This window comes from Paraburkholderia sp. BL9I2N2 (assembly GCF_004339745.1).
Lineage (GTDB): Bacteria > Pseudomonadota > Gammaproteobacteria > Burkholderiales > Burkholderiaceae > Paraburkholderia.
Genome location: NZ_SMGP01000002.1, coordinates 844,583 through 867,271, shown reverse-complemented (window position 1 = coordinate 867,271; position 22,689 = coordinate 844,583). Strand labels below are relative to the sequence as shown.

The following is a 22,689-nucleotide window of genomic DNA, read 5'->3' as shown; positions in this document are numbered from 1 at the left end:
CGACGGCATGTGCTCGGGGTCATGCCCGTCGTGCGTCCAGCGCAGGTACACGGGCCGCGGTCCGGGCGGCGGCGTGAGGTCGCCCGGCATCGCGAAACTATGCCGAAATCGTCACAATCCACGCGCAAGCACACCAAGACTCGACCGGCCGCGGTTTCTACCATGAGCATCATGAAAACCTTGGACATCATCGACTCGCACACCGGCGGTGAACCGACCCGCCTCGTGGTGTCGGGCGGCCCGGATCTCGGCGGCGGCACACTGGCGCAACGGCTCGACGTGTTCCGCACCCAGTTCGACGACTGGCGCGCGGGCATCGTCACCGAACCGCGCGGCTCGGACGTGGTGGTGGGCGCGCTGCTCTGCGAGCCGGACGACCCGACGTGCGCGGCCGGCGTGATCTTTTTCAACAACGTCGGCTATCTCGGCATGTGCGGGCACGGCACGATCGGCCTCGTCGTCTCGCTGGCGTACCTGGGACGGATCGGGCCGGGGCGGCATCGGATCGAGACGCCGGTCGGCATTGTCGAAGCGACGCTCAACGACGACGGCAGTGTCGCCGTGCGCAACGTGCCGGCGTATCGCTATCGCGAATCCGTGCGGGTGGACGTGCCGGGCCACGGCGTGTTGACCGGCGATATCGGCTGGGGTGGCAACTGGTTCTTTCTCGTCGCCGACCACGGGCGCGCGCTGGAGGCGTCGCGGATCGGCGAATTGACGGCGTTCAGCGGGGCGATTCGCGACGCGCTGATCGCGCAGCGCATCACCGGCGCGGATGGCGCGTTGATCGACCACATCGAGTTATTCGGACCCGGTTCGCGCGATGGCGTCGACAGCCGCAACTTCGTGCTTTGCCCCGGCAGTGCTTACGACCGCTCGCCATGCGGCACCGGCACGAGCGCCAAGGTGGCCTGCCTCGCGGCCGACGGCAAACTGGCTGAAGGCGCGGTATGGCGGCAGGAGAGCATTATCGGCAGCGTGTTCGAGGCGAGCTATCGCCATGCCGGCGATGGCGCTCACGTGATTCCCACCATCACCGGTCACGCGTACGTCACGGCAGAGGCGCGCCTGTGCTTCGATGAGCGCGATCCCTTCGCCTGGGGCATCCGCACGGCATGACGGCGGACGCGCTGATCGTCGGGGCGGGGATTGTCGGCGCGGCGTGCGCGGCGGAACTGGCGGCGCTCGGCATGCGCGTCGAGGTGCTCGACGCGCAGGGCATCGGTGGCGGCGCAACGGCGGCGGGCATGGGTCACATCGTCGTGATGAATGACTCGCCGGCGGAATTCGCGCTGAGCCGCTATTCACGAGACTTGTGGCTGGATCTCGCGCCGCAACTGCGTCCACGCGACGCGTTCGCGCGCTGCGGCACGCTCTGGGTCGCCGCCGACGATGAGGAGTGGCAGGCCGCCCGTTCAATGCATGCCGCGTTCGAGGCTCAGGGCGTTGTCGCGCAATTGCTCGACGCGCCCGCGTTGCGGGCTTGCGAGCCGGCGCTGGCGGCGTCGATGGCGGGCGGTTTGCGGATCGAGCACGACAGCATCGTGTATGCGCCGACCGTCGCTGAATGGCTGCTGACGCGGTCGCCGGGCGCCGCGAATATCCGTGTGCGACTGGGCGCGACGGTGACGTCGGTTGACGCGAGCGGTGTGACGCTTGCTGACGGCGAGCGTGTTGGCGCAGGGCAAGTCATCGTGGCCAATGGGTTGGGTGCGCAGCAATTGGTGCCGTCGCTGCCCTTGCAGCCGAAGAAAGGCCATCTGCTGATCACGGACCGCTATCCCGGACTGATCCGGCATCAATTGCTCGAGCTCGGGTACATCAAGAGTGCGCATCACGCGGTCGGCACCTCGGTGGCGTTCAACGCGCAACCGCGGCCCACGGGGCAGTTGCTGATCGGCTCGTCGCGCCAGTTCGACACCACGGACCCCACCGTCGAGATGCCTGTGCTCGCGCAGATGCTCCAACGTGCCGCGCATTATCTGCCGGTGCTGCCGACGCTCAACGGCATTCGCGCGTGGACCGGGTTTCGCGCGGCCTCGCCGGACGGCCTGCCGCTGATCGGTCCGGCCGGCGAATTTGCTCCCGGCGTATGGCTTGCCACCGGTCATGAGGGTTTGGGCGTGACGACATCGCTTGCCACCGCGAAGCTGCTTGCCGCGCAGATTGTAGGGACCCTCGCGCCGATTCCTGTCGAGCCTTATTTGCCGGTTCGTTTTGTTGAGAAAGTGATTCATGAGTAGCGCGAGCGCCACGACACGCGTCAGCTTGACGATCGACGGCCACCGTATCGATGTCGAAGCCGGCACAACCGTGGCCGCGGCGCTCGTCCTGGCTGGCGTTCACGGCACGCGCCTATCGGTGAACGGCCAGCCTCGCGCCGCGCTGTGCGGCATGGGCGTGTGTCAGGAGTGTCGCGTGACGATCGACGGCCGGGCGCATGCGCTGGCGTGTCAGACTCTGTGCCGCGAAGGCCAGAACGTTCATACCCAGGACGGGGCGGGCACGCGATGAGACAGCGCTTCGACATTGTCATCGTCGGCGCCGGTCCCGCTGGTCTGAACGCCGCGGCGGCCGCTGCGCGCGCGGGCGCATCTGTGGCGCTCCTTGACGACAATCCACGCGCGGGCGGCCAGATCTGGCGTCAAGGTCCAGGCCACGCGCCGCAAGCGCCGTTGCATAACCTCCTCACTGCGGTCAGCGGGCAAAGCACCATCACGCACTGGCCGTCGACTCGCGTGATCGCGCCGCTGGGTCTACGCGGCTTGCTGCTCGAATCGGCGGAGCACGGCGGCGTCTGCGTCACCTATGAGCACCTGATCCTGGCGACCGGCGCACATGAGCGGCTTCTGCCGTTCGCCGGCTGGACCTTGCCCGGCGTGACCGGCGCGGGCGCGCTGCAGGCGCTCATCAAAGGCGGCATGCCGGTGGGTGGCGAGCGGATCGTGATTGCCGGCAGCGGGCCTTTGCTGATCGCGGCACTCGCCACTGCGCGCGCGGCGGGCGCACAGGTGGTGGCAGTGGTGGAGCAAGCTTCGGCGTTTGACGTCGCGCGTTTCGGCATCTCGCTACTGGCCGCGCCGGCCAAGTTGCGGCAAGCCGTCGGCATGACGCGCGGGTTCGCGGGCCTGCGTTACTGGACCGGCAGCATCGTGGAAGAGGCGCAGGGCGACGGCCGAGTCGAGCGTGTCACCATCCGGCGCGGCCGCGACAGCAAACGCGTCACGCTCGATTGCGACCGCATCGCCTGCGGCTATGGACTCGTGCCGAACATCACGCTGGCTCAGGCGCTCGGTTGCGCGATCAGTGAAGCGGGCGAGATCGTCGTCGACCACGAGCAGCGGACGTCTGTCGAGGGCGTATTCGCGGCGGGCGAGTGCACCGGCATCGGCGGCGCTGAACTGGCCGGCGTGGAAGGTGAGGTTGCCGGCCTCCTGGCAAGCGGTGGCGCCGCCGCGGACCATGCCGCCCTCGACGCGCAGCGCGCGCGCTGGCGCCGATTCGGCCGCCGCGTCGAAACCGCCTTCGCCCTGCGGGGCGCCGCGCGCACACCGCCGCCCGATGCCACGCTGCTGTGCCGCTGCGAGGACGTGAGTATCGGCGAGGTGCGCGCCTTCGCCGACTGGCGCGAAGCCAAGCTCCACACCCGCTGCGGCATGGGCGCCTGCCAGGGACGAATCTGCGGCACGGCGGCGAACCTGTACTTCGGCTGGCAGTCCGGCGCGCCGCGCCCGCCCTTCAGTCCAGCGCAAATCGGCACGTTGATGGCGGCGGTCGCGGAGCCGCCCCAGCTTGAATGACCCGTTCACCGACAAGTCAACGGATATTGTCGGCGGCGGCGCGGCCCTATAATCGACCGCACGGACCAGGCCGCTGGCACGAGGCTGCAAGCCCCGAGCGTCGCTCGTCAGGCGGCAACCGTCACCCGGCAACAGAGCAACCGTAACAACCCAACGCCGAAAATACCGAACGCTCGCCCGACCGCCCCCATCAACGCACGGACCAACGGAACCCGCACGATGAACACGCTGGCTCATCCGCTCGAACCGGACGATGCAACGCTGTCCGGCATGCTGTCGCACTTCAGGCTGCTCGAGCCGGTGTTCGACGCGATGCCGGACGTCGTGTTCTTCGTCAAGGACGCCGAGGCGCGTTACGCGCTGGTCAATCGCACGCTAGCGTCGCGTTGCGGCTTCAAAGAAAAGTCCGCGCTGCTCGGCCGGACCGCCGAGGACGTGTTCCCGCGCCGCTTCGGGCGCATCTACACGGCGCAGGACAAGGCGATCATCAACGTCGGCAATCAGATGATCGATCAGTTGGAACTGCATCTGTATCCCGGCCGCCAGCCGGGCTGGTGTCTGACCTGCAAGCAGCCGCTGCGCGATCCCGCCGGCAAGGTGGTCGGCCTCGCCGGCATTTCCCGCGATCTGAAAGCGGACGAAAGCAGTCACCCGGCCTACAGCCGTCTCGCCGCGGTCGTTCAGTCCATCCAGGAAAATTACGTTCAGCCGTTGAATCTGAAGCAGCTTGCGGCCATGGCGGATATGTCCGTCGCGCAACTGGAGCGCTACTTTCACAAAGTGTTTCATCTGACACCGCGTCAGGTGCTACTGAAAACCCGGCTGGACGCCGCCACCGCGCTGCTGGTTTCGCACGACAAGGTCACCGACGTCGCCGCGCTGTGCGGCTACACCGACCACAGCGCGTTCACACGGCAATTCAAGGCGACAGTCGGCGTGACGCCGACCGAATACCGCATGCTGCTGCACGGTACTTCGCGGAGCTGAACCGCTGCACATGGCCCGTCGCAAGCATCATTACTACGTCTACGTCGTCGCGCTGGACGACAAGGTCTGGAACGAGGCGCGTTTTCGCCGTGCGAATCCGGACTACCGGTTCGACAAGCCTTGCGTGTATGTGGGAATGACGGGACTGGACCCGGATCTGCGCTTCGACCGGCATAAGGCCGGCATCCAGGCCAATCGCTATGTGCGCGATTATGGCTTGCGCCTCGTGCCCGAACTGTATGAGGTATTCAATCCCATGCCTTACCGCGGCGCACAGGACATGGAAGTGGAATTGGCGATCGGACTACGTGAAGCGGGGTACGGCGTGTGGCAGGCGTGAGCCGTGTAATGCGGCGTGGCGTTCGTCAAAGGATCCGGCCGGCGCTCGGCTGTTAAAAAAGGGCCCGAGACCTGTACGTGCGCGCCTTCGAACGCAATTGAACAGCGCGCGTCACTTCACACCGAGGCCGCGCAGCACGGCGTTCCCTTCGGGCGTCAAACGGATATGCGAAGCGCCGGCGTCGCCGGAAATCGTTTCGATCAGGCCGGCTTCGTGAAGCTGCGGAATTTCGGGTTTCGCGGACGCGTCGATCGGCGCGTGCAGCAACAGCAGCAACGTCGCCAGCTCGTGGTGGCTCAGCAGGCGGCGCAGGATGGTAGGCCGCTTGGCCGGCGCCGGTGCGTCGTTCGTGTTGTGATCGGGCTGGTTCATGGTCGCACCTTGTGCGGAATAGTGTCGGGTGGATGATGCGGACGAAGTCTTAAACGATTCTTAAGACACCATTGTCCTGTAACACCGTGACACGATGATTGCACCTGACCATGTTACCGATTGTCACACTTACGTCCGCAAACCCTTACGGGGCGCAGGTTTTGCCCGCCGACTCGATCCACAGGTTGTTCACGTGGCGCTTGCCCGCATAGAAACGGTAAGTCGTCGCGCCGTTGTCGCTACGCACCTTGACGATATTCGAGTCGCCGAAGTCGAGCATCTGGCCTTGCGGGATCGCCGTGGATTTGAACGCGGCGTCGTGGCTGGTGGCCAGTTGCGTGAGGCACGCGACCACGTCGTTGACGGAGCGCTGCGTGTTGGTGTCCGTGACCGGCTCGCCGGCATCCGGATTCTTCTGGAAGTACGCGCAAGCGCTGAGGAGCAGGGGAACTGACAGGACTACGGCAAACTTCTTCATATCTCTCCTGGCGTTACATTCGGCTGACGATACGTGCGACGCCCGCACGTGCCACAGCCGCGCGGCATCGACCGCGAATCAGGCGACATTATATCGGTGCGGCGCGGCTACCCCCGCCGATGCCGCACACGCCGTGCCCGCCTGGCCGGAATCGCCGGACCCGAATTCGCCTGCGTGACGCGTTGGATGCCTATTTGCGCCGCTGAGCCTGCGCGGCGAGCCGCACGGCAGCATTGGCCGCGCCATAGCCGTCGTAACCGCCGCGCCGCTCGACGATCTCCATGAAGAAGCGCTGGTCGAGCTGCTCCGTGTAAGCGTGGAAAAACTCGCCGCCGCGCTCGTCGCGGTCGTAGAGGATGTTATTGACGCGCAATGCGTCGAGCGTGTCGTCCGGCAGCGCGTAGCGCGCGGCCAGATCCTCGTAGTAATTGCGCGGGATGCGCAGCACCGGCAAGCCGTCGGCGACGAACTCAGGAATCGCGCTGAAAATGTCGCTGGTGCTGAAGGCGACGTGGTTCAGACCAGAGCCGTGATAGGTATGCAGCGCCTCGGCCACCGCCGTGTGATGGTCCACGGAGGCATTCAGCACGATGCGCACCGAGCCGTCGTGGCTGCGCAGCGCGCGGCTGCGCACGAGGCCGTATGGATCGGGCACCAGCACGCCGGGCTCGGCCTGGAAGCCCAAAGCGGTCCGCAGAAACAGCACCCACGTATCCAGCGAATTCGCCGGCACCGATAGGCACACATGGTCGATGCGGCTGAGCGGCCCCACTTCGGTCGGGCCGTTGATGTCGGTGAGGACGAAATCGGCCTCGAACAAGGTGGGCTGATCCGGCGTTTCGTCGACGAAATAGTTCAGGCTGCTGTCCGGCGCCTGCACGGCGGGCAGCACACGCTCGTTCGGGCCGATTTGCCCGGAAAACGGCGCGTAGCCGAAGCCGGCGGCGCGCTCGAACGCCTGATTGGCGTCGTCCACGCGAAACGCCGACGCGCACAGCGACAAGCCATGCTGCTGGAAAAAACGCGTTGGCGAACGAATCCGGCTCCGCGTTCAGCACGATCGAAGCCGCGCCGTGCTGATACAGCGTGACTTCTTTCGACCGATGGCGGCCCGCCTCGCGAAAGCGCAGTTTGCCGAGCCAGTCGACGAGTTGCGCGCGCGTGGTGTGGTCCACCGCGAACTCGAGAAACTGATAGCCGACGTGCGCGGGCGCCGCCGGCGAGCGGTAGAGGTCACCGATCGGCTGCTGCGTGCTGTCGAGCAGCGCGCGAGTCTGTTCCTCGAGGAACAGCAGCGAGCGATGACCGTCCGCGGCTGTGATGGTGGTGGGGGCGGCGCGAAAGCCGTCGTTGAAAATTTCCAGCGAAAGCGGCCCGCTGTAGCCCGTTTTCACGACCTGCGCCGTGAAATTGGCCAGATCGAAATCGCCTTGGCCCGGGAAGCAGCGATAGTGGCGGCTCCATTCGAGCACGTCCATGGCGAGCTTCGGCGCATCGGCAATCTGCACGAAGGCGATGCGGTCGCCCGGAATGTCGGCGATCGCGTCCACCGTGTCGTCGAGCGACAGCGTGTGAAAGCTGTCGAGCACGAGCCCGAGATTGGGATGATTCACGGCGTTCACGAGCTTCCACGCGTGCCGGTAGGTCTTGACGTGCTTGCCCCACGCAAGCGCTTCATAGCCCGCGATCACGCCGGCCGCCTCAGCCGCGCGGGCCAGCGCGCCGAGTTGGTCGGTCATCAGCGCATCGTCGCCGATGGTGTCGGGCGAAACGTTGCTGCACACCAGAATGCGGTCTGTGCCCAGTTCATGCATGACGTCGAACTTACGCTTCGCGCGGTCGAGATTGCGCTCGAGGCGCTCCGGGCTGACACCGTCGAAATCGCGGAATGGCTGAAACAGCATGATCTTCAGCCCGAGATCTTCAGCGATGCGCCGCACGTCGGCGGGCGAGCCGTCGAAATACAGCAAATCGTTCTCGAAGATCTCGACGCCTTCGAAGCCCGCCGCCTGGATCGCGGTCAGCTTTTCGACGAGGGTTCCGCTGATCGACACGGTGGCAATCGAACGTTGCATGGACGGCTCCTGCTAAAACAATCAAACGGCTGTTGAATAGGGCGCGCAACGGCCGGGGCGCGCGACCGCTCGCAGATCCCGCTGGCTGGCATGCTGCAATGCGGAAAATGGACCAGTTCGTTACACGCATCGGCAAGAGGCAGGCCACAATCACCCACTGTAACCGAAGTTATCGACAGTTTATACAAACTAACTAGATGGTACAAATTCGTAGAAACCCCGAATGACGGCGGCGCTCAATGCGCGCACACTTCGCTCAGGTTGCAAAACCACGGCGCTCGCCGTGGCTGGCTTCTTGCCTTACTTAGCAGGAGTGGTTGTCATGAGTTTTGCGTCAGTACTGGTCCTCAACGGACCAAACCTCAATCTGCTCGGCACGCGCGAGTCGACCATCTATGGCTCGGAAACGCTCGACGACGTCGCGAAGCTTTGCCGCGATGCGGGAGAGCGCCTGAATCTCGCGATCGACTTCTGCCAGTCGAATGCCGAACATCAACTGATCGACTGGCTGCACGCGGCGCGTACCAAGGTCGACGGCATCGTGATCAATCCGGCGGCCTACACGCATACGTCGGTGGCCATCGCCGACGCGCTTTCGGCAATCGAAAAGCCGGTCATCGAAGTGCATATTTCAAACGTGCATCGCCGCGAGGCGTTCCGGCATCACTCGTACGTGTCGGCCGTGGCGGACGCGATCATCATCGGTTGCGGCACGCAGGGCTATGTGTTGGCTTTGGAGCGGATGGCGACCATTCTTAAGGATAGGGCGGCGAAATGAACTCACAAGCGAACTCACAAGCGAACGTACAAACGAACTCACAGGCAACACCTCATTCCTATCTGGTCGGCCTGATCGGCGCGGGCATCAGCGGATCGCTGACGCCCGCGATGCACGAGGAAGAGGGCAGCAAGCTCGGTCTGCACTATGTGTACCGGCGTATCGATCTGGAAGCGCTGAAACTCGACGTCGCCTCGCTGCCCGATCTGCTGATGGCCGCCGAACGCATGGGCTACAACGGTCTGAACATCACGTACCCGTGCAAGCAGGCCGTCATTCCTCTGCTCGACGAACTGTCCGACGACGCGCGCGCACTCGGCGCGGTCAACACGGTGCTGTTCAAGGACGGCAAACGCATCGGTCACAACACGGATTGGTCAGGTTTCGCGCGTGCATTCCAGCGCGGTTTGCCGGACGTGTCGCTGGAGCGCGTCGTGCAGCTTGGCGCGGGCGGCGCCGGCGCGGCGGTCGCGCACGCGGCGCTGAACATGGGCGCGAAATCGCTCACGCTATTCGATGTGGACGCCACGCGCGCCGCGTCGCTCGCCGAGGAATTGCAGAAGCGCTTTCCGGCCGCCACCGTCAGCGCCGGCAGTTCGCTCGCCGAATCGCTCGCGGCCGCCAATGGCCTGATTCACGCGACGCCGACCGGCATGGCGAAATTGCCCGGCTTGCCGTTGCCGGTCGAATTGCTGCACCGCGATCTGTGGGTCTCGGACATCGTCTATTTCCCGATCCGCACCGCGCTTTTGCAAGCGGCGGAAGCGCTCGGCTGCCGCACGCTGAGCGGCGGCGGCATGGCGGTGTATCAGGCGGTCGACGCCATGCGCATTTTCACCGGTCTCGAACCGGACGGGGAACGGGTCTACACCCATTTTCAGTCGTTGTTGCAACGCTAACCGGCAGCGCGCCAACCGGTAACAACCCGATCGAGGAGACGCACACCATATGCAGCAACCGATTCAATCCAGTCCCATCGACACCGCCACGCCGCAAGGCGTCACGGTGAGCACCGGGCGCCGCTCGAAAGCCCGCTTTCAGATTCTGGCGCTGCTCGCGGTCGGGACGATGATCAATTATCTCGACCGTACGGTGCTCGGCATCGCGGCGCCACAGTTGACCAAGGAGCTCGGCATCAACGCCGCGCTGATGGGGCTGCTGTTTTCCGTGTTTTCCTGGAGCTATGTGGCCGCGCAAATTCCGGGCGGCCTGTTTCTCGACCGTTTCGGCAGCAAGGTCACGTATTTCCTGTCGATGACCTTCTGGTCCCTGTGCACGCTAGCGCAAGGCTTGGTGCATGGCATCGGCGCGTTGTTCGCATTCCGCCTCGGCCTCGGCGTCTCGGAGGCGCCGTGCTTCCCGACCAATAGCCGCGTGGTGGCCACGTGGTTCCCGCAGAGCGAACGCGCGATGGCGACCGGCACGTACACGGTCGGCGAATATATCGGCCTCGCTTTTTTCAGCCCATTCCTGTTCATGCTGATGGGCGCGTTCGGCTGGCGTTCGCTGTTCTACGTGGTGGGCGGCGTGGGCCTCGTGTTCGGCGTGATCTGGTGGATGTTCTATCGTGAGCCGCGCGATCATCCGTCGGCGAATCAGGCGGAGCTCGACTATATCGAAGCGGGCGGCGGTCTCACGCATCGGAAGAAGGACGCTGAGGCGGCAGCCAGCAAGCTCGTATCGGCGAAGAGCGGCTTCGAATGGCGCACCATCGGACGCTTGCTCAAGCATCGTCAACTGACGGGCATTTGCCTCGGCCAGTTCGCCGGCAACTCGACGCTGGTGTTCTTCCTCACCTGGTTTCCGACGTATCTCGCCACCGAACGCCATATGGCGTGGCTAAAGATCGGCTTCTTCGCGATCATGCCGTTCATTGCCGCGTCGATCGGCGTGATGTTCGGCGGCTTCTTCTCCGACTGGCTGTTGCGCCGCGGCAAGTCGCCGAACGTGGCGCGCAAGCTGCCGATCATTGCCGGCCTGCTGCTCGCGTCGACCATCATTCTCGCCAACTATGTCGAGAGCAACCTGCTGGTGATCGCGATTCTGTCGGTGGCGTTTTTCGCGCAGGGCATGGCCGCACTCGGCTGGACGCTGGTGTCCGACATCGCGCCGGACGGCCTGCTCGGCGTGACCGGCGGCATCTTCAACTTCGCGGCGAACCTGGCCGGCATCGTGACGCCGCTGGTGGTGGGTTTCATCGTCGCGGCAACCGGCTCGTTTGTCGGGGCGCTGGTGTTCATCGGCGCGATCGCACTGGTCGGCGCGCTGTCGTACATCTTCATCGTCGGAGATATCAAGCGGATCGTGCTGGTGGATTGAGCGGCCTCGCGCCGGACGAAAAAAACGGGACGTGACGCAGGCCACGTCCCGTTTTTACTTGAGGCTTACAGGCGTCAATCGTCCTTGCGCACGAACCGCAGCACCGCATCGACGATCATGGCGCGATGCCGCGCACGCAAACGCGGATGCGACGGATCGCGCCCGAACGCCGTGCCGAAGGTATGGCGATTGCCGACGCGGTGAAAGCACAGCGAACTGATCAGCAGATGCAGATCGATCGGATCGATGTCGCTGCGAAACTGCCCGGCCGCGATGCCGCGCGTCAGCAGATCCTCGATCGTATGAATCACGGTGACGTTGCGGCCTTTGAACGTCTTGACCTGCTCGACGTACTTCGCGCCGTGAATATTTTCGATCGTCACGAGGCGCACGAAATCGCGCTGCCTGTCGTGATAGTCAAACGTAAACTCGACGAGTGCGCGCATCCCCTCGATCGGATCGAGTTCGCTGACGTGCAGATCCTGTTCGAGCGCGCGAATGTCTCCATACACCTTTTCCAGCACCGCCTGGTACAACCCTTCCTTGCTGCCGAAGTAGTAGTACAGCATGCGCTTGGTGGTGTTCGTGCGCTCCGCGATCGCGTCGACGCGTGCGCCCGTCAGTCCCATCGCGGAGAACTCCTGGGTCGCGACCTCGAGGATGTTGCGCTTCGTCTGTTCGGGATCGTACTTGCGCCGGGCGTCGGTACGCGGACTGTCGGACGGGATGCCGTTGGTATCAGGCTCGGCGGCCTTGCTTCCCTTTTTCATTGTGTATTCGAGCGGCAGTGACGGCGCATTCTAGCATGGCGAAATTGGCCTCTGGAGCGGGTCTCGGGCATGAGCGGCAACGTATTGGTCGACGTCAAACGGCAGGCCGCCGGCGTGCGGCGAGCGCGTCGCGTGTCTGCATGGCGGTGTAGGTCAGTTGTGCGGCCGCGAGGCCGAGCGCGCCGTAAGCGGGTGTCAGGCCGAACGACGCAAATGCCTCGGGCACCGGACGCTCACCGGCAATCGCCGCCGCCAGCAGTTCGCCGGACACGGTGGTCGGCGCCATGCCGTGTCCCCCGAAGCCGACCGCGTACCAGACGCCATCCGCGCTGCGGCCGATCTGCGGCATCTTGTGCCGCGCGTAGCTCATCAGGCCACCCCACGCGTACTCGATACCCACGTCATGCAACTGCGGATAGACCTTCAGCAGATCGCGCCGCAACAGGCGCGCGATCACCTCGGGCGCGCGGTCGCGCACCGAGATGCGGCCACCCCACAGAATGCGCGTGTCGGGCAGCGGCCGGTAGTAGTCGAAGGCGAAGCGGGTGTCGTAGACGGCGGCGCGTGTATCGATTGCGTCTTGCAGACGTGACCCGAGCGGTTCGGTCGCCATCACGTAGGTGGCGATCGGCAGCACCGCGCGTTCGACCAGCGGGTAGACACGGCGCGCGTAGCCGCCGCCCGCCATCACGACGTGTTGCGCGTCGAGCGCGCCGTGCTGCGTGTGCACCACGAAGCCGGCGCCGTCGCGCTGCAGACGCACGACCGGCGAGTCCTCGTGGATCTGCACGCCGGCATGCGCAGCGGCGTTAGCCACGCCGAGGACGTACTTCAACGGATGAAAGTGGAACGCGTTGCGCTCGAACAGACCACCGTGATAACGGCGCGTTTTCAGTTGCGCAGCGAGCTGCTCCGCTGCCACCGGTTCCCACTCGACGCCGAACGAATCGCGCATCAGGCGCCGCTGCGACTCGAGCCGCGCCGGTTCGTCGAACCAGTTGGCGAGGATCACGCCGGCGTCGGTCGCGTCGCAGTCGATGTGATAGCGCGCGATGCGCTTTCTCATCAGATCGACGGCGTCGGTAGTCAGCGTATAGAGTTCGCGGGCGTGCACGGCTCCGAGGGTCTTGAGCAGATCGGCGCAATCGAGGCTGTAGCCGCCGAACACAAACCCGCCATTGCGCCCGGATGCGCCGAAACCCACTTGCCGGGCTTCGAGCACGGCGACATCGGCGACGCCCCGCTCGGCGAGTCCCAACGCCGTGGACAAGCCCGCCAGGCCCCCGCCGATGACGCAGACATTGGCGTTTCGCCGGCCAGCCAACGGCGCATAGGCGGACGAACGGGTGACAGTGGCTTCGTAAAAGCTTTGCATAAGGGCTAGGTTAGCGGCAATCGCGCGCTCACGTCCAGCCGTCGCGCGATTGCCGAGTCGAAGGGCGGATGAAACAGAGACCGGCACTCGCCTCGAGCGAATGCCGACCTTCTCCGGCTGATCATGAAACGCCTACGACACCGGCAACAGCTTGCCGGTGAACACCACCGGACCGCTCGGCGCGTTGTGATCCGGCGAGCCGCCCGGCGCTTCGATCGACACGGCCAGCGCCGCATAATTCTCCGGCTTCTGCTGGCCGGCCGTAACCTTGCCGTTCGCGCTGTCCGGCAGCATGCCGAGCGAGACCGGATGGCCGCTCGCCGGAATGCCCCACAGTTCCATCGCCCGGCCCGCGGGCAGCTCGACCTTGCCGAGCGGATGCACCGTCATGGTCGAATGGGCTTCGTCCCACGCGACCAGCATGACCGGATGCGCGTCCTTGTTGTTCAGCACGGCGACATGCGATACCGCCGTTTCGGGTTGCTGAGCCACGGTCGGCGCGGTGACAGGCGCCGTGGTGGACGGCAACAGCGAGCGCGCGGCGACCACCACGGCAACCGCGGCGAGGCCCGTGACGCCGAGTGCCCAGCCGCGCCAGAACGCCAGGTTCTCGAACACGCTGCGCGACGGCCGCGCCGGTGTTGCCACCACGGTGCGGGGACGTGCGGCCTCGCGCGTGGCCGCGAGGCCGAGACGCCGTTCGATGGCGTCCCATACGGCGGACGGTGGCATGCGCGGCTCGGCGAGTTCGGCCAGCGGCGAGATGCGCCGCTGCCATTCGTCGACGGCACGGCGGATCGTCGTGTCGTGGTCCGCGTAGCGTTCGAAGCGGCGCCGTGCGCCGCCGCGCAGCGTGCCGAGCACATATTCGGCGGCCAGCAGGTCGACCAGCTGAGGATAGCGATGGAGATTCATCACTCGCCTCCCAGACAGGTCTTCAGCTTGGCGAGGCCGCGCCGGATCCATGACTTGATGGTGCCGAGCGGCACTGCCAGCACGTCGGCGATCTCGCTATGGCTTTGATCGCGTAGGTACGCGAGGGCCACCGCCTGGCGCTGCGCCGGTTCCAGCTGTTGCATGCAACCGGCGAGCAGACGCGCCTGCAGGCTGACCGCGGTCAGCGCTTCGGGATCTGGATCGCCGGTTGCCACGAGATCGTCCAACGCATCGCTCCATTCCGTTTCCTGGGTGTTGACCCGCCGCAGGTGATCGAGAGCACGGTTGCGGACGATCGCCGACATCCACGTCATCGGGGCGGACAGCGCGCGGCGATAGTCGCCGGCAAAGCGCCAGATATTGACGAAGCTGTCCTGCAAGACCTCTTCGGCCCACTCATGCTTGTTCAATATACGGAGGGCGAGGCCGAACAGTTTCGGGGCGGCGAGATCGTAGAGCTCGCGCAATGCCGCGGCGTCTTCCTTGGCGACACGTTCGAGCAGCTCGGCAAGCGTGTCCGGCGTCAGTTCTCGAGGATGGGCGGTCATGGAAGGAGATAGGGTGAGCTTGCGCGCCTATGGTACTCAATTTCTCCACTGCCTTATATGCGGGTTTTTTTCTTCGACGTGCATCCGTTGATGAGATGTCAACGTATGTGGAGCAGAGTCCGGCGTTGGGTGTGCTTGCCGGATGGTCCGGGACACGGGGTGGTGTGCAGCGAGGGCGGGGCCGTTGCGCTGGTCTGCTGAAAGTGAAAGACCGGCAACGGAGCCACGCGATGCAAGGGCGGTTAACGCGTTGCGGGCGGTATGACGAAGTACGGGGGGGCACGGCTCATTCCTGATGAGGTCCGGGACGGTTGTCGACCGATCGGCAACCGCCCTGGACCGGAATGGGCGTTTAACGGCCCCAGCGCAGCACCAGCGGATCGAGCCTCCGCGCAACCTTCAACAGACCTTCACGCGTGGCCGGGTGCATTTGCGGCAACGGATGGCGCACCGCGTCCGAACGGATCACACCGCCTTCCTTCATCAGCGCCTTGCACGATGCGAGACCGCCCTGGCGGTTTTCGTAATTGATCAGCGGCAGCCACTGCTGATAGTGCGCGGCGGCCGCCTCGGTGTCGCCGGACGCATAGGCGTCGATGATCAGACGGATGCCGTCGGCGTAGCCGCCGCCCGTCATCGAACCGGTTGCGCCCGCATCCAGATCGGCCATCAGCGTGATCGCCTCTTCGCCGTCCCACGGACCGACGATCGCATCGCCGCCCAATTCGATGAGCTCGCGCAGCTTGTTCGCCGCCTGCGGCACTTCGATCTTGAAGTACGACACGTTGTCGATCTCGCGCGCCATGCGGGCGAGAAACGGCGCGGACAACGGCGTGCCGCTGACCGGCGCATCCTGAATCATGATCGGAATGCCGATCGCGTCGGACACAGTGCGGTAGAACTCGTAGATGCCGCGTTCGCCGATGCGGATCGTCGCGCCGTGGTATGGCGGCATGACCATGACCATTGCGGCGCCCGCGGCCTGCGCACTGCGGCTGCGCTCGGCGCACTGGTACGAACTGAAATGCGTGGTCGTGACGATCACCGGCACGCGGCCCGCGACGTGGTCGAGCACCACGTGCATCAGCGTATTGCGCTCGTCGTCGGATAGCGCGAACTGTTCGGAGAAGTTCGCCAGAATGCACAGCCCGTTCGAGCCCGCGTCGATCATGAAGTCGATGCAGCGTTTCTGGCCTTCGAGGTCGAGACGGCCGGCGTCGTCGAAGATGGTCGGCGCGACGGGGAACACGCCGCGCAATGCAGCAGGATGGGATGACTGGGTCATGATGATAGGTGTTTTCGTAGTTTGGAATGTCTCCGTGTCGACCCGAGTTTGCGCTTTGGCGCTGACTCGGATCCCATGCAACGCAGTCGACTATACGGCGCTGAACACGGCGGGTATATTGAATTGTTTCCATCTTGTGATCGCTTTTGCGACTCACCTCCGCTTCAGCCCGCGCTTTAGCCCCCCGCTTTAGCCCCGATACGCTGCCATGAAAGACACCCTCAACGTCCTGCTGTCGAAACTGCGCATGAAACAACTGCAATTGCTGATCGCGCTCGACGACCTGAAGTCGCTGCACAAAGCCGCCGGTGCGATGTCAATGACACAGTCGGCCGCCAGCAAGGCCTTGCAGGAACTGGAGTCGATGCTCGAAGCGCCGCTCTTCGAGCGCTCCAAAAGCGGCATGATCCCGAACCAGCTCGGCCACTGCGTGATCCGCTACGCGCGCCTCGTGGCGACCGATCTCACCGCGCTCTGCCAGGACGTCGCCGAGATACGTTCCGGGCGCGGCGGGCGTCTCGCGATCGGCGCGATCATGGGGGCGATTCCGGAGTGCGTCGTGCCGGCACTGAATCAACTGCATGCGGGCCAGCCGAATCTTTCCGTCGAAGTGGTGGAAGACACGAGCGCGCGAATGCTCCAGCAACTCGACGACGGCCGGCTCGATCTGGTGATCGGCCGCGCTGCGGTAGCGGCCGATCCGTCGAAATATCACTATCGTCCGCTAGGCGACGAGCCGCTCTCGGTGGTGGTGGGCTACGGCCATCCGCCGTTGCCGAAGAAAGAGGTGAAACTGCGCGATCTGGCCGGACACCGCTGGGTGATGTATCCGTCGCATATGCCGTTGCACGCGCTGCTCGAGCGTGAGATGGATCTGGCCGGTCTGGAGATGCCGGATAACCCGGTTTCGACGGCCTCGACGTTCGTGACGGTCGCGCTCCTGCAAAGCAGTCACAACCTGGTTTCGTTATTACCGACGGCGATCGCCGCGCTGTTCGTCAGGCAAAAGATGCTGCGTCTCGTGCCGGTGAAGCTCAAGTCGCCCTCGCAAACTTTCGGCGTCGTGACGCGCAAGGGCGGGGTGCTGTCGCCACCGGCGGAACAGTTCATCGAATTGCTGCGTACGCAGCCGGCGGAGCAGGCGCAAGCCCGCTTGCCAGCACATGCGGCTCGAAAGCAAAAAACCGCCTGAAGCGGCGGTTTTTCATCACGCGAAAGACGTTGAATATCTCATGGCAATTGGCGCCGCGCCATGTCTTGCGAAGAGGTGTTGTAGCCGCGACACTCTCGGGTAAATCCGAACCGATCCTGGGTTCGCGTTCCGCGCTACACTGCCTTGAAGGTGCGCCGGGCCAGAAGAAACCGGCGTCCGCTCGGGGAGAGCACCATGAATCGGCCGCTGGTTCGATTACCGTTTCGCGCGACGGGCACGACGTCTGTGCGCAAGTGGTTCAAATGGGCGCTGGTGGCGGCATTCTTGCTTGCGCTGGCATTGGCGGTACGCTTTTGCCAGAACGAGATCGAAACCTCGCGATTGCAGGCGCACTATCTCTCCGAATTGACTCGCGACGTGGGCTTTTCCGTCGCCGACGGTGCCAGTCATTCCATCCGTTTTCCCCAAGCCGACAACGGCCCATACGATAGCCGACTGGGCTACGCGCTGCTGCCGTCGATCCAGCAGCGCTTGCTGCAACGCGGATTTGAAATCACCGCCCAGGCGCGCGATTCCGACCGGATGCTATCGCTGGCGGATAACGGCCTCTTTCTGCCGTACGAAGAAAAAGATCGGGCGGGCTTGCAACTCTTCGACGGCACCGGCGCGCCGCTCTTCGCCGCGCAGTTTCCCGGCCGCGTGTACGACGACTTCGACGCGATTCCGCCGCTGGTCGTGAATTCGCTGCTGTTTATCGAAGACCGCTATCTGCTCGATCCGAACCAGCCGAACCGCAATCCGGCAATCGACTGGGGGCGCTTCAGCCGTGCATTGGCCGACCAGGGCGTGCGCGTGTTCAATCACCATCAGTCGCAGCCCGGCGGCAGCACGCTTGCCACGCAGATCGAAAAATTCCGCCACTCCGCGGGCGGCCGCACGGCGACGCCGCCGGAGAAATTGCGGCAAATTGCATCGGCTTCGGTGCGCGCCTATCTGAACGGCCCGCAAACCATGCCGGCGCGCCGGCAGATCGTCGTCCGCTATCTCAACTCGGTGCCGTTGGCCGCGCAGCCGGGCATCGGCGAAATCAACGGGATCGGCGACGGTCTCGCCGCCTGGTATGGCCGCGATTTCAACGATGTCAACCGCATCCTGGCAGCGCCGTCGACCGAACAGAATCTGCCGGAGCAGGGCGTGGCGTTCCGGCAGGTGCTCTCGTTGATGATCGCGCAACGCGCGCCGTCGTATTTCCTGCATCACGGCTACAAGGAACTCGAACGGCTGACCGACAGTTATCTGCGGCTGCTGGCGAACGGCGGCATCGTTTCGATTCCGTTGCGCGACGCCGCGCTGTCCGCGGTAGTCGATCTGCACCGCGCGCCCGTCAAAACGGCCAGCACGGATTCCTTCGTGTCGCGCAAGGCGGTGACGTCCATGCGTTCGCATCTACTGGCCGCGCTCGGCATTCCGAGTTTTTACGAACTCGACCGCCTCGATCTGCAGGCGAAGGGCACGCTCAACAACGCCGTTCAGCAGGCCGTGAGCGAGCGGCTTGCCGCCGCCGCCACGCGCGATGGCGCGAAAGCGGCGGGTCTGGTCGGCTTCGAAATGCTGCGCGCGTCGGACGATCCGTCGAGAATCGCCTATAGCTTCACGCTGTTCGAGCGGCGCGACGGCGCCAACCTCGTGCGGGTGCAAACCGACAGCGTCAACCAGCCGTTCGACATCAACTCCGGCGCACGCCTGAACCTCGGTTCGACGGCGAAACTGCGTACTGTGGTGACGTATTTGCAGATCGTCTCGGATCTGCACAAGCGTTATGCACCGCTGAGCACAGCGGAGCTGAAAGCCGTCAAGTACGATCCGAACGACCAGCTCACGCGCTGGGCGCTCAACTATCTCGCGCACACTTCGGACCGTTCGCTGCAGGCCATGCTCGACGCGGCCGTGGAGCGCAAATACTCGGCTAGTCCCGGTGAAACGTTCTACACGGGCGGCGGGGCGCAAACCTTCAACAATTTCGAATCCGACGACAACGGCCGCATCCTGACCGTGCACCGCGCGTTCCAGCATTCGGTGAATCTGGTGTTCGTGCGGCTGATGCGCGACATCGTCCATTACGAAATGGTGCAGACCACCGGGCCGTCGGCGCAATGGCTGGGTGATCCAGAGATGCGCAAGATGTATCTGACGCGTTTCGCGGATCAGGAAAGCCGCGTGTACATGAACCGTTTCTACACGAAGTATCACGGCAAGGCACCCGATCAGGCCTTGGCGCTGCTTCTGCTCGGCGTGCGCAAATCGCCGCCGAAGGTGGCGACGGTGTTGCGCAGCGTCGCGCCTGACGAGTCGAATGCGTGGTTCAATGCCAGGATGCGCGCCGCGCTGAAAAACACACCCGCCGCCTCTGTGCTGGACGACGAAGACCTGGCTAACCTGTATGCCAAATACGCGATCGACCGCTTCAATCTGAACGATCGCGGCTATATCTCGAGCGTGCATCCGCTGGAACTGTGGACGCTCAACTATCTGCGCGCGCATCCCGACGCTACGCTCGAACAGATCCAGAGCGCGAGCCGCGATGTGCGTCTGTCGACGTATTCGTGGCTCTTCAAGACGCGCTATCACGCGACGCAGGACCGCCGCATCAAACGGATGGTCGAACTGCGTGCCTACGATGCCATCGGCAAGTCATGGCAGGCGCTTGGTTATCCGTTCGCGACGCTCACGCCTTCGTATGCGGCCGCAATCGGCGCGTCGGGCGACCGGCCGGCTGCGCTCGCGCAACTGATCGGCGTGATCGCCAACAACGGCAACAAGGTGCCGACCGAAAGCCTCACGCAACTCGACTTCGCGAAAGACACGCCTTACGAAACGCATTTCCAGCGCGCGGCGGTGGCGCCGCAACAGCAGTTGTCGCCGGAAATCGCCGGCGTCGTAAAAGTGCTGTTGCGCGATGTGGTGACGGGCGGTACGGCGCGGCGTCTCGCGCAAGGCATGACGTTCCCCGACGGCCAGACGCTCCAGGTGTACGGCAAGACCGGCACCGGCGATCAGCGCTTCAATGTGTTCGCCAAAGGCGCGCGGCTGATCGAGTCGCGCAAGGTGAACCGCAGCGCGACCTTCGTGTTCGCGATGGGCGACCGGTTCTATGGCACCTTGACCGCCTGGGTGCATGAACCGTATGCCGCGCATTACGAGTTCACCAGCGCGCTGTCGGTGCAATTGCTGAAGTCGCTGGCGCCCGTGTTGCAACCGTTGCTCGACAATCCGCCTGCGAAAACGGCTTCCATCACGAAGGTCGCCGAGCAATGAGCATGAAGTGAAGCGTGCCGGTGTCGATGGCCACATCGGCAGCGCCTAGTAAGCCGTCTCCGCCGCCGGCTTCAGGAAGAGTTCATGCACCGGCGCGAAATGCGCGTAGAGCGGCAGAATCGCGCCGCCCATCGCACGCGCATCGGCGCCGATCGCGCCTTCCAGCAATTGCGGCCGCACCATGCCTTCCCATTCGAAACGGTCGAGCACGCGCTCGGTGCGTCGAATGATCTCCCGCACTAGTTGCCGGTCGAGTTCGCCGTCGATCACGATCGCGTCGAGATCGAGCAGGGCCGCCGCATTGGTTAGCGCGTTGGCTATCGCGGGGCACGCGCTATCGAGCCATTGCTCGGTATGCCGCCACAATTCCGGCGACAACGCGCGATGATCGTGCGCGGCCGCGGCCGGCGCGCCGGCATCGGTCAATAGTTTTTCGAGCACGAAACCCGAGGCCGCGTGCAACAGCTGCCGCGCGGGTTTGCGCGCGCCGCCTTCGCGCAGCGGAATGGAACCGACCGCGCCCGCGTTGTCGTGCGGGCCGCTATGCAAACGGCCGTCGATGACGAGACCGCCGCCGATAAACGTGCCGACGAACAGATACAGAAAGTTGTGGATGCCGCGGCCCTGGCCCATGACGAGTTCGGCGGCGCAGGCGGCCGTGGTGTCTTTGGCGAACTCCACGGGCAGGCCCGTCATGGTGGCGATGCGCGAGCGCAGATCGATCTCGTGCCACGCTTCCAGCGCATCGGGTGGCGCGCCGAGAAAGTCGCGCCAGCCGCCGAGCCACAAGGGCGCCGCGACGCCCACGCCGACCACCTGGCTGGCCTTCGCGCCGAGCGTCTGATTCACGCGCGCCAGCTTGCTTTCGAGCGCGGGAAACAGCGTGCGCGGATCGGGGTAGGCGTAGTCGAAGACATCGCGGTGCACCACGTGGCCGGCGAAATCCATCGCGAGCACGTCGAGACTGCGACGTCCCACCTTGACGCCGATGGTGTACGCGCCTTGCGCGCGCAACGCGATCGGCACGGATGGCTGGCCAATCCTGCCGCGCACGCGAGCCTGCTTTTCGAGCAGGCCGTCCTCGATGAGACGCTCGACGATCATCGACACCGTCTGCATCGAAAGACGCGTGAGACGGCCCACGTCGGCTTTCGGCAGCGGCCCATGCAAGCGGATCGCCTGCAACACGATGCGCTCGTTGAACTGCCGCATGCCGACCTGATTCGAGCCGACCGTGCGTTTGAGGGGCGAGCGGGTGCCGGTGGTTTCCATGGTGAGAGCCCGCTCAGCAGGATGCACGCATCATGCAATCGCCTTGACGTCCGCTTCCTTTGCGCCCGTCATGATCGCCACGGCTTCCGACATATGTATGTCTTTCCTGTTCACCAGCGCCGCGCGCCGGCCAAGCCGCTGGATATGGATGCGGTCCGCGATCTCGAACACGTGCGGCATGTTGTGGCTGATCAGGATCACCGGCAAGCCGCGATCGCGCACGCGCCGGATCAACTCCAGCACCATATTGCCTTCCTTCACGCCGAGCGCGGCGGTCGGTTCGTCGAGAATCACCACGTGCCGCGCGAACGCCGCGCTGCGCGCCACGGCCACGCCCTGACGCTGGCCGCCCGAGAGCGTTTCGACGGCCTGGCGCATCGAGCGGATGCCGATCTGCAGGTCCTTCATATGCGCGGTCGCTTCGTCCAGCATGCGGCGCTTGTCGATCATCTTGAAGATCGAGCCGCGCCAGCCGGGTTTCAGCAGTTCGCGGGCGAGGAACAGGTTTTCGGCGATGCTCATGGCCGGCGCCACCGCGAGTTCCTGATACACCGTCTCGATGCCTTGCGCGCGGGCATCCAGCGGGCTGCGGAATTTGACGGGCTTGCCGTCGAGCAGAATCTCGCCTTCGTCCGGCACCGTGGCGCCGGAAAGGGCCTTGATCAACGACGATTTTCCCGCGCCGTTATCGCCGATCACGGCCATGATTTCGCCGGGCATCACTTCGAAATCGCAACCGTCGAGCGCGGTCACGTTGCCATAGCGTTTGATGAGTCCGCGCGCCTGCAGAACGGGCATCGCGGCAGAAGCGGAAATTGGTGTCGACATGACGGGCTCCTCTGTTGGCCGGAGTTGGCGCTTCAGCGCTTACTCCGGCCCCATGCAC

General features: G+C 64.6%; 20 protein-coding genes and 1 pseudogene. 11 read left to right on the top strand and 10 right to left on the bottom strand.

Annotation, left to right across the window (positions count from 1 at the left end; all coding sequences use genetic code 11):
• The first annotated feature begins 162 nt into the window (after window positions 1-162).
• From B0G74_RS25825 to B0G74_RS25800, 6 genes are all read left to right on the top strand, one after another.
• Window positions 163-1,119, top strand: coding sequence for a 4-hydroxyproline epimerase (locus B0G74_RS25825; RefSeq protein WP_132377683.1), 957 nt, complete (start codon window positions 163-165; stop codon window positions 1,117-1,119).
• On the top strand, window positions 1,116-2,243 hold the full coding sequence (locus B0G74_RS25820; RefSeq protein WP_132377682.1) for an FAD-dependent oxidoreductase: 1,128 nt from the start codon (window positions 1,116-1,118) through the stop codon (window positions 2,241-2,243). Before B0G74_RS25825 ends, B0G74_RS25820 begins: the two co-directional genes overlap by 4 nt.
• Window positions 2,236-2,514 carry a (2Fe-2S)-binding protein gene (locus B0G74_RS25815; protein ID WP_132377681.1) on the top strand — a complete coding sequence of 93 codons (279 nt, stop codon included), beginning with the start codon at window positions 2,236-2,238 and terminating at the stop codon, window positions 2,512-2,514. The genes B0G74_RS25820 and B0G74_RS25815 overlap by 8 nt, the downstream gene beginning before the upstream one ends.
• Window positions 2,511-3,800, top strand: coding sequence for an FAD-dependent oxidoreductase (locus B0G74_RS25810; protein WP_132377680.1), 1,290 nt, complete (start codon window positions 2,511-2,513; stop codon window positions 3,798-3,800). Before B0G74_RS25815 ends, B0G74_RS25810 begins: the two co-directional genes overlap by 4 nt.
• Before the next feature lie 219 nt (window positions 3,801-4,019).
• Complete coding sequence (locus B0G74_RS25805) at window positions 4,020-4,787, top strand: AraC family transcriptional regulator (RefSeq protein WP_132377679.1); 768 nt, start codon at window positions 4,020-4,022, stop codon at window positions 4,785-4,787.
• A 10-nt stretch (window positions 4,788-4,797) separates the two neighbouring features.
• A complete protein-coding gene (locus B0G74_RS25800; RefSeq protein WP_007177862.1) occupies window positions 4,798-5,127 on the top strand; it encodes a hypothetical protein in 330 nt (109 codons plus the stop codon).
• Between the two features lie 111 nt (window positions 5,128-5,238).
• Here B0G74_RS25800 and B0G74_RS25795 read toward each other — a convergent pair whose 3' ends face one another.
• The 3 genes and pseudogenes from B0G74_RS25795 to B0G74_RS25785 all read right to left on the bottom strand — a co-directional run bounded on the left by B0G74_RS25795 (window position 5,239) and on the right by B0G74_RS25785 (window position 8,052).
• Window positions 5,239-5,499 (bottom strand): hypothetical protein, encoded by a 261-nt coding sequence (locus B0G74_RS25795; RefSeq protein ID WP_132377678.1) that lies wholly within the window; start codon window positions 5,497-5,499, stop codon window positions 5,239-5,241.
• A 145-nt stretch (window positions 5,500-5,644) separates the two neighbouring features.
• Entirely contained in the window at window positions 5,645-5,977 is a 333-nt protein-coding gene (locus B0G74_RS25790) for a hypothetical protein (RefSeq protein ID WP_132377677.1), read from the bottom strand.
• 190 nt (window positions 5,978-6,167) lie between these two features.
• A pseudogene (locus tag B0G74_RS25785) lies at window positions 6,168-8,052 on the bottom strand (TIM barrel protein).
• Window positions 8,053-8,374: 322 nt separating this feature from the next.
• Between B0G74_RS25785 and aroQ the strand changes: the two are divergent.
• The 3 genes from aroQ to B0G74_RS25770 are packed head-to-tail and all read left to right on the top strand — an operon-like array spanning window position 8,375 to window position 11,149.
• A complete protein-coding gene (gene aroQ, locus B0G74_RS25780; RefSeq protein ID WP_132377676.1) occupies window positions 8,375-8,830 on the top strand; it encodes a type II 3-dehydroquinate dehydratase in 456 nt (151 codons plus the stop codon).
• Window positions 8,827-9,729, top strand: a complete 903-nt coding sequence (locus tag B0G74_RS25775; protein WP_132377675.1) for a shikimate dehydrogenase — start codon at window positions 8,827-8,829, stop codon at window positions 9,727-9,729. The genes aroQ and B0G74_RS25775 overlap by 4 nt, the downstream gene beginning before the upstream one ends.
• A 49-nt stretch (window positions 9,730-9,778) precedes the next feature.
• On the top strand, window positions 9,779-11,149 hold the full coding sequence (locus tag B0G74_RS25770; protein WP_132377674.1) for an MFS transporter: 1,371 nt from the start codon (window positions 9,779-9,781) through the stop codon (window positions 11,147-11,149).
• 74 nt (window positions 11,150-11,223) lie between these two features.
• On the opposite strand, the gene B0G74_RS25765 is transcribed toward B0G74_RS25770, so the two are convergent.
• From B0G74_RS25765 to B0G74_RS25745, 5 genes are all read right to left on the bottom strand, one after another.
• On the bottom strand, window positions 11,224-11,919 hold the full coding sequence (locus tag B0G74_RS25765; protein ID WP_132377673.1) for a TetR family transcriptional regulator: 696 nt from the start codon (window positions 11,917-11,919) through the stop codon (window positions 11,224-11,226).
• Window positions 11,920-12,013: 94 nt separating this feature from the next.
• Window positions 12,014-13,294 carry an FAD-binding oxidoreductase gene (locus B0G74_RS25760; RefSeq protein WP_132377672.1) on the bottom strand — a complete coding sequence of 427 codons (1,281 nt, stop codon included), beginning with the start codon at window positions 13,292-13,294 and terminating at the stop codon, window positions 12,014-12,016.
• Between the two features lie 132 nt (window positions 13,295-13,426).
• The gene (locus B0G74_RS25755) at window positions 13,427-14,209 is read right to left on the bottom strand and encodes an anti-sigma factor (RefSeq protein ID WP_132377671.1); all 783 of its coding nucleotides are present in this window, start codon (window positions 14,207-14,209) and stop codon (window positions 13,427-13,429) included.
• Complete coding sequence (locus B0G74_RS25750; protein WP_132377670.1) at window positions 14,209-14,778, bottom strand: sigma-70 family RNA polymerase sigma factor; 570 nt, start codon at window positions 14,776-14,778, stop codon at window positions 14,209-14,211. The genes B0G74_RS25755 and B0G74_RS25750 overlap by 1 nt, the downstream gene beginning before the upstream one ends.
• A 352-nt stretch (window positions 14,779-15,130) precedes the next feature.
• Complete coding sequence (locus tag B0G74_RS25745; protein ID WP_132377669.1) at window positions 15,131-16,063, bottom strand: dihydrodipicolinate synthase family protein; 933 nt, start codon at window positions 16,061-16,063, stop codon at window positions 15,131-15,133.
• A gap of 208 nt (window positions 16,064-16,271) precedes the next feature.
• Between B0G74_RS25745 and B0G74_RS25740 the strand changes: the two genes are divergently transcribed.
• Window positions 16,272-17,255, top strand: a complete 984-nt coding sequence (locus tag B0G74_RS25740; RefSeq protein WP_132377668.1) for a LysR family transcriptional regulator — start codon at window positions 16,272-16,274, stop codon at window positions 17,253-17,255.
• 195 nt (window positions 17,256-17,450) lie between these two features.
• Complete coding sequence (locus tag B0G74_RS25735; RefSeq protein ID WP_132377667.1) at window positions 17,451-20,531, top strand: transglycosylase domain-containing protein; 3,081 nt, start codon at window positions 17,451-17,453, stop codon at window positions 20,529-20,531.
• 45 nt (window positions 20,532-20,576) lie between these two features.
• On the opposite strand, the gene B0G74_RS25730 is transcribed toward B0G74_RS25735, so the two are convergent.
• Both B0G74_RS25730 and B0G74_RS25725 read right to left on the bottom strand, forming a co-directional pair.
• Entirely contained in the window at window positions 20,577-21,803 is a 1,227-nt protein-coding gene (locus B0G74_RS25730) for an ROK family transcriptional regulator (protein WP_132377666.1), read from the bottom strand.
• 30 nt (window positions 21,804-21,833) lie between these two features.
• On the bottom strand, window positions 21,834-22,631 hold the full coding sequence (locus B0G74_RS25725) for an ATP-binding cassette domain-containing protein (protein WP_132377665.1): 798 nt from the start codon (window positions 22,629-22,631) through the stop codon (window positions 21,834-21,836).
• Window positions 22,632-22,689: the final 58 nt, after the last annotated feature.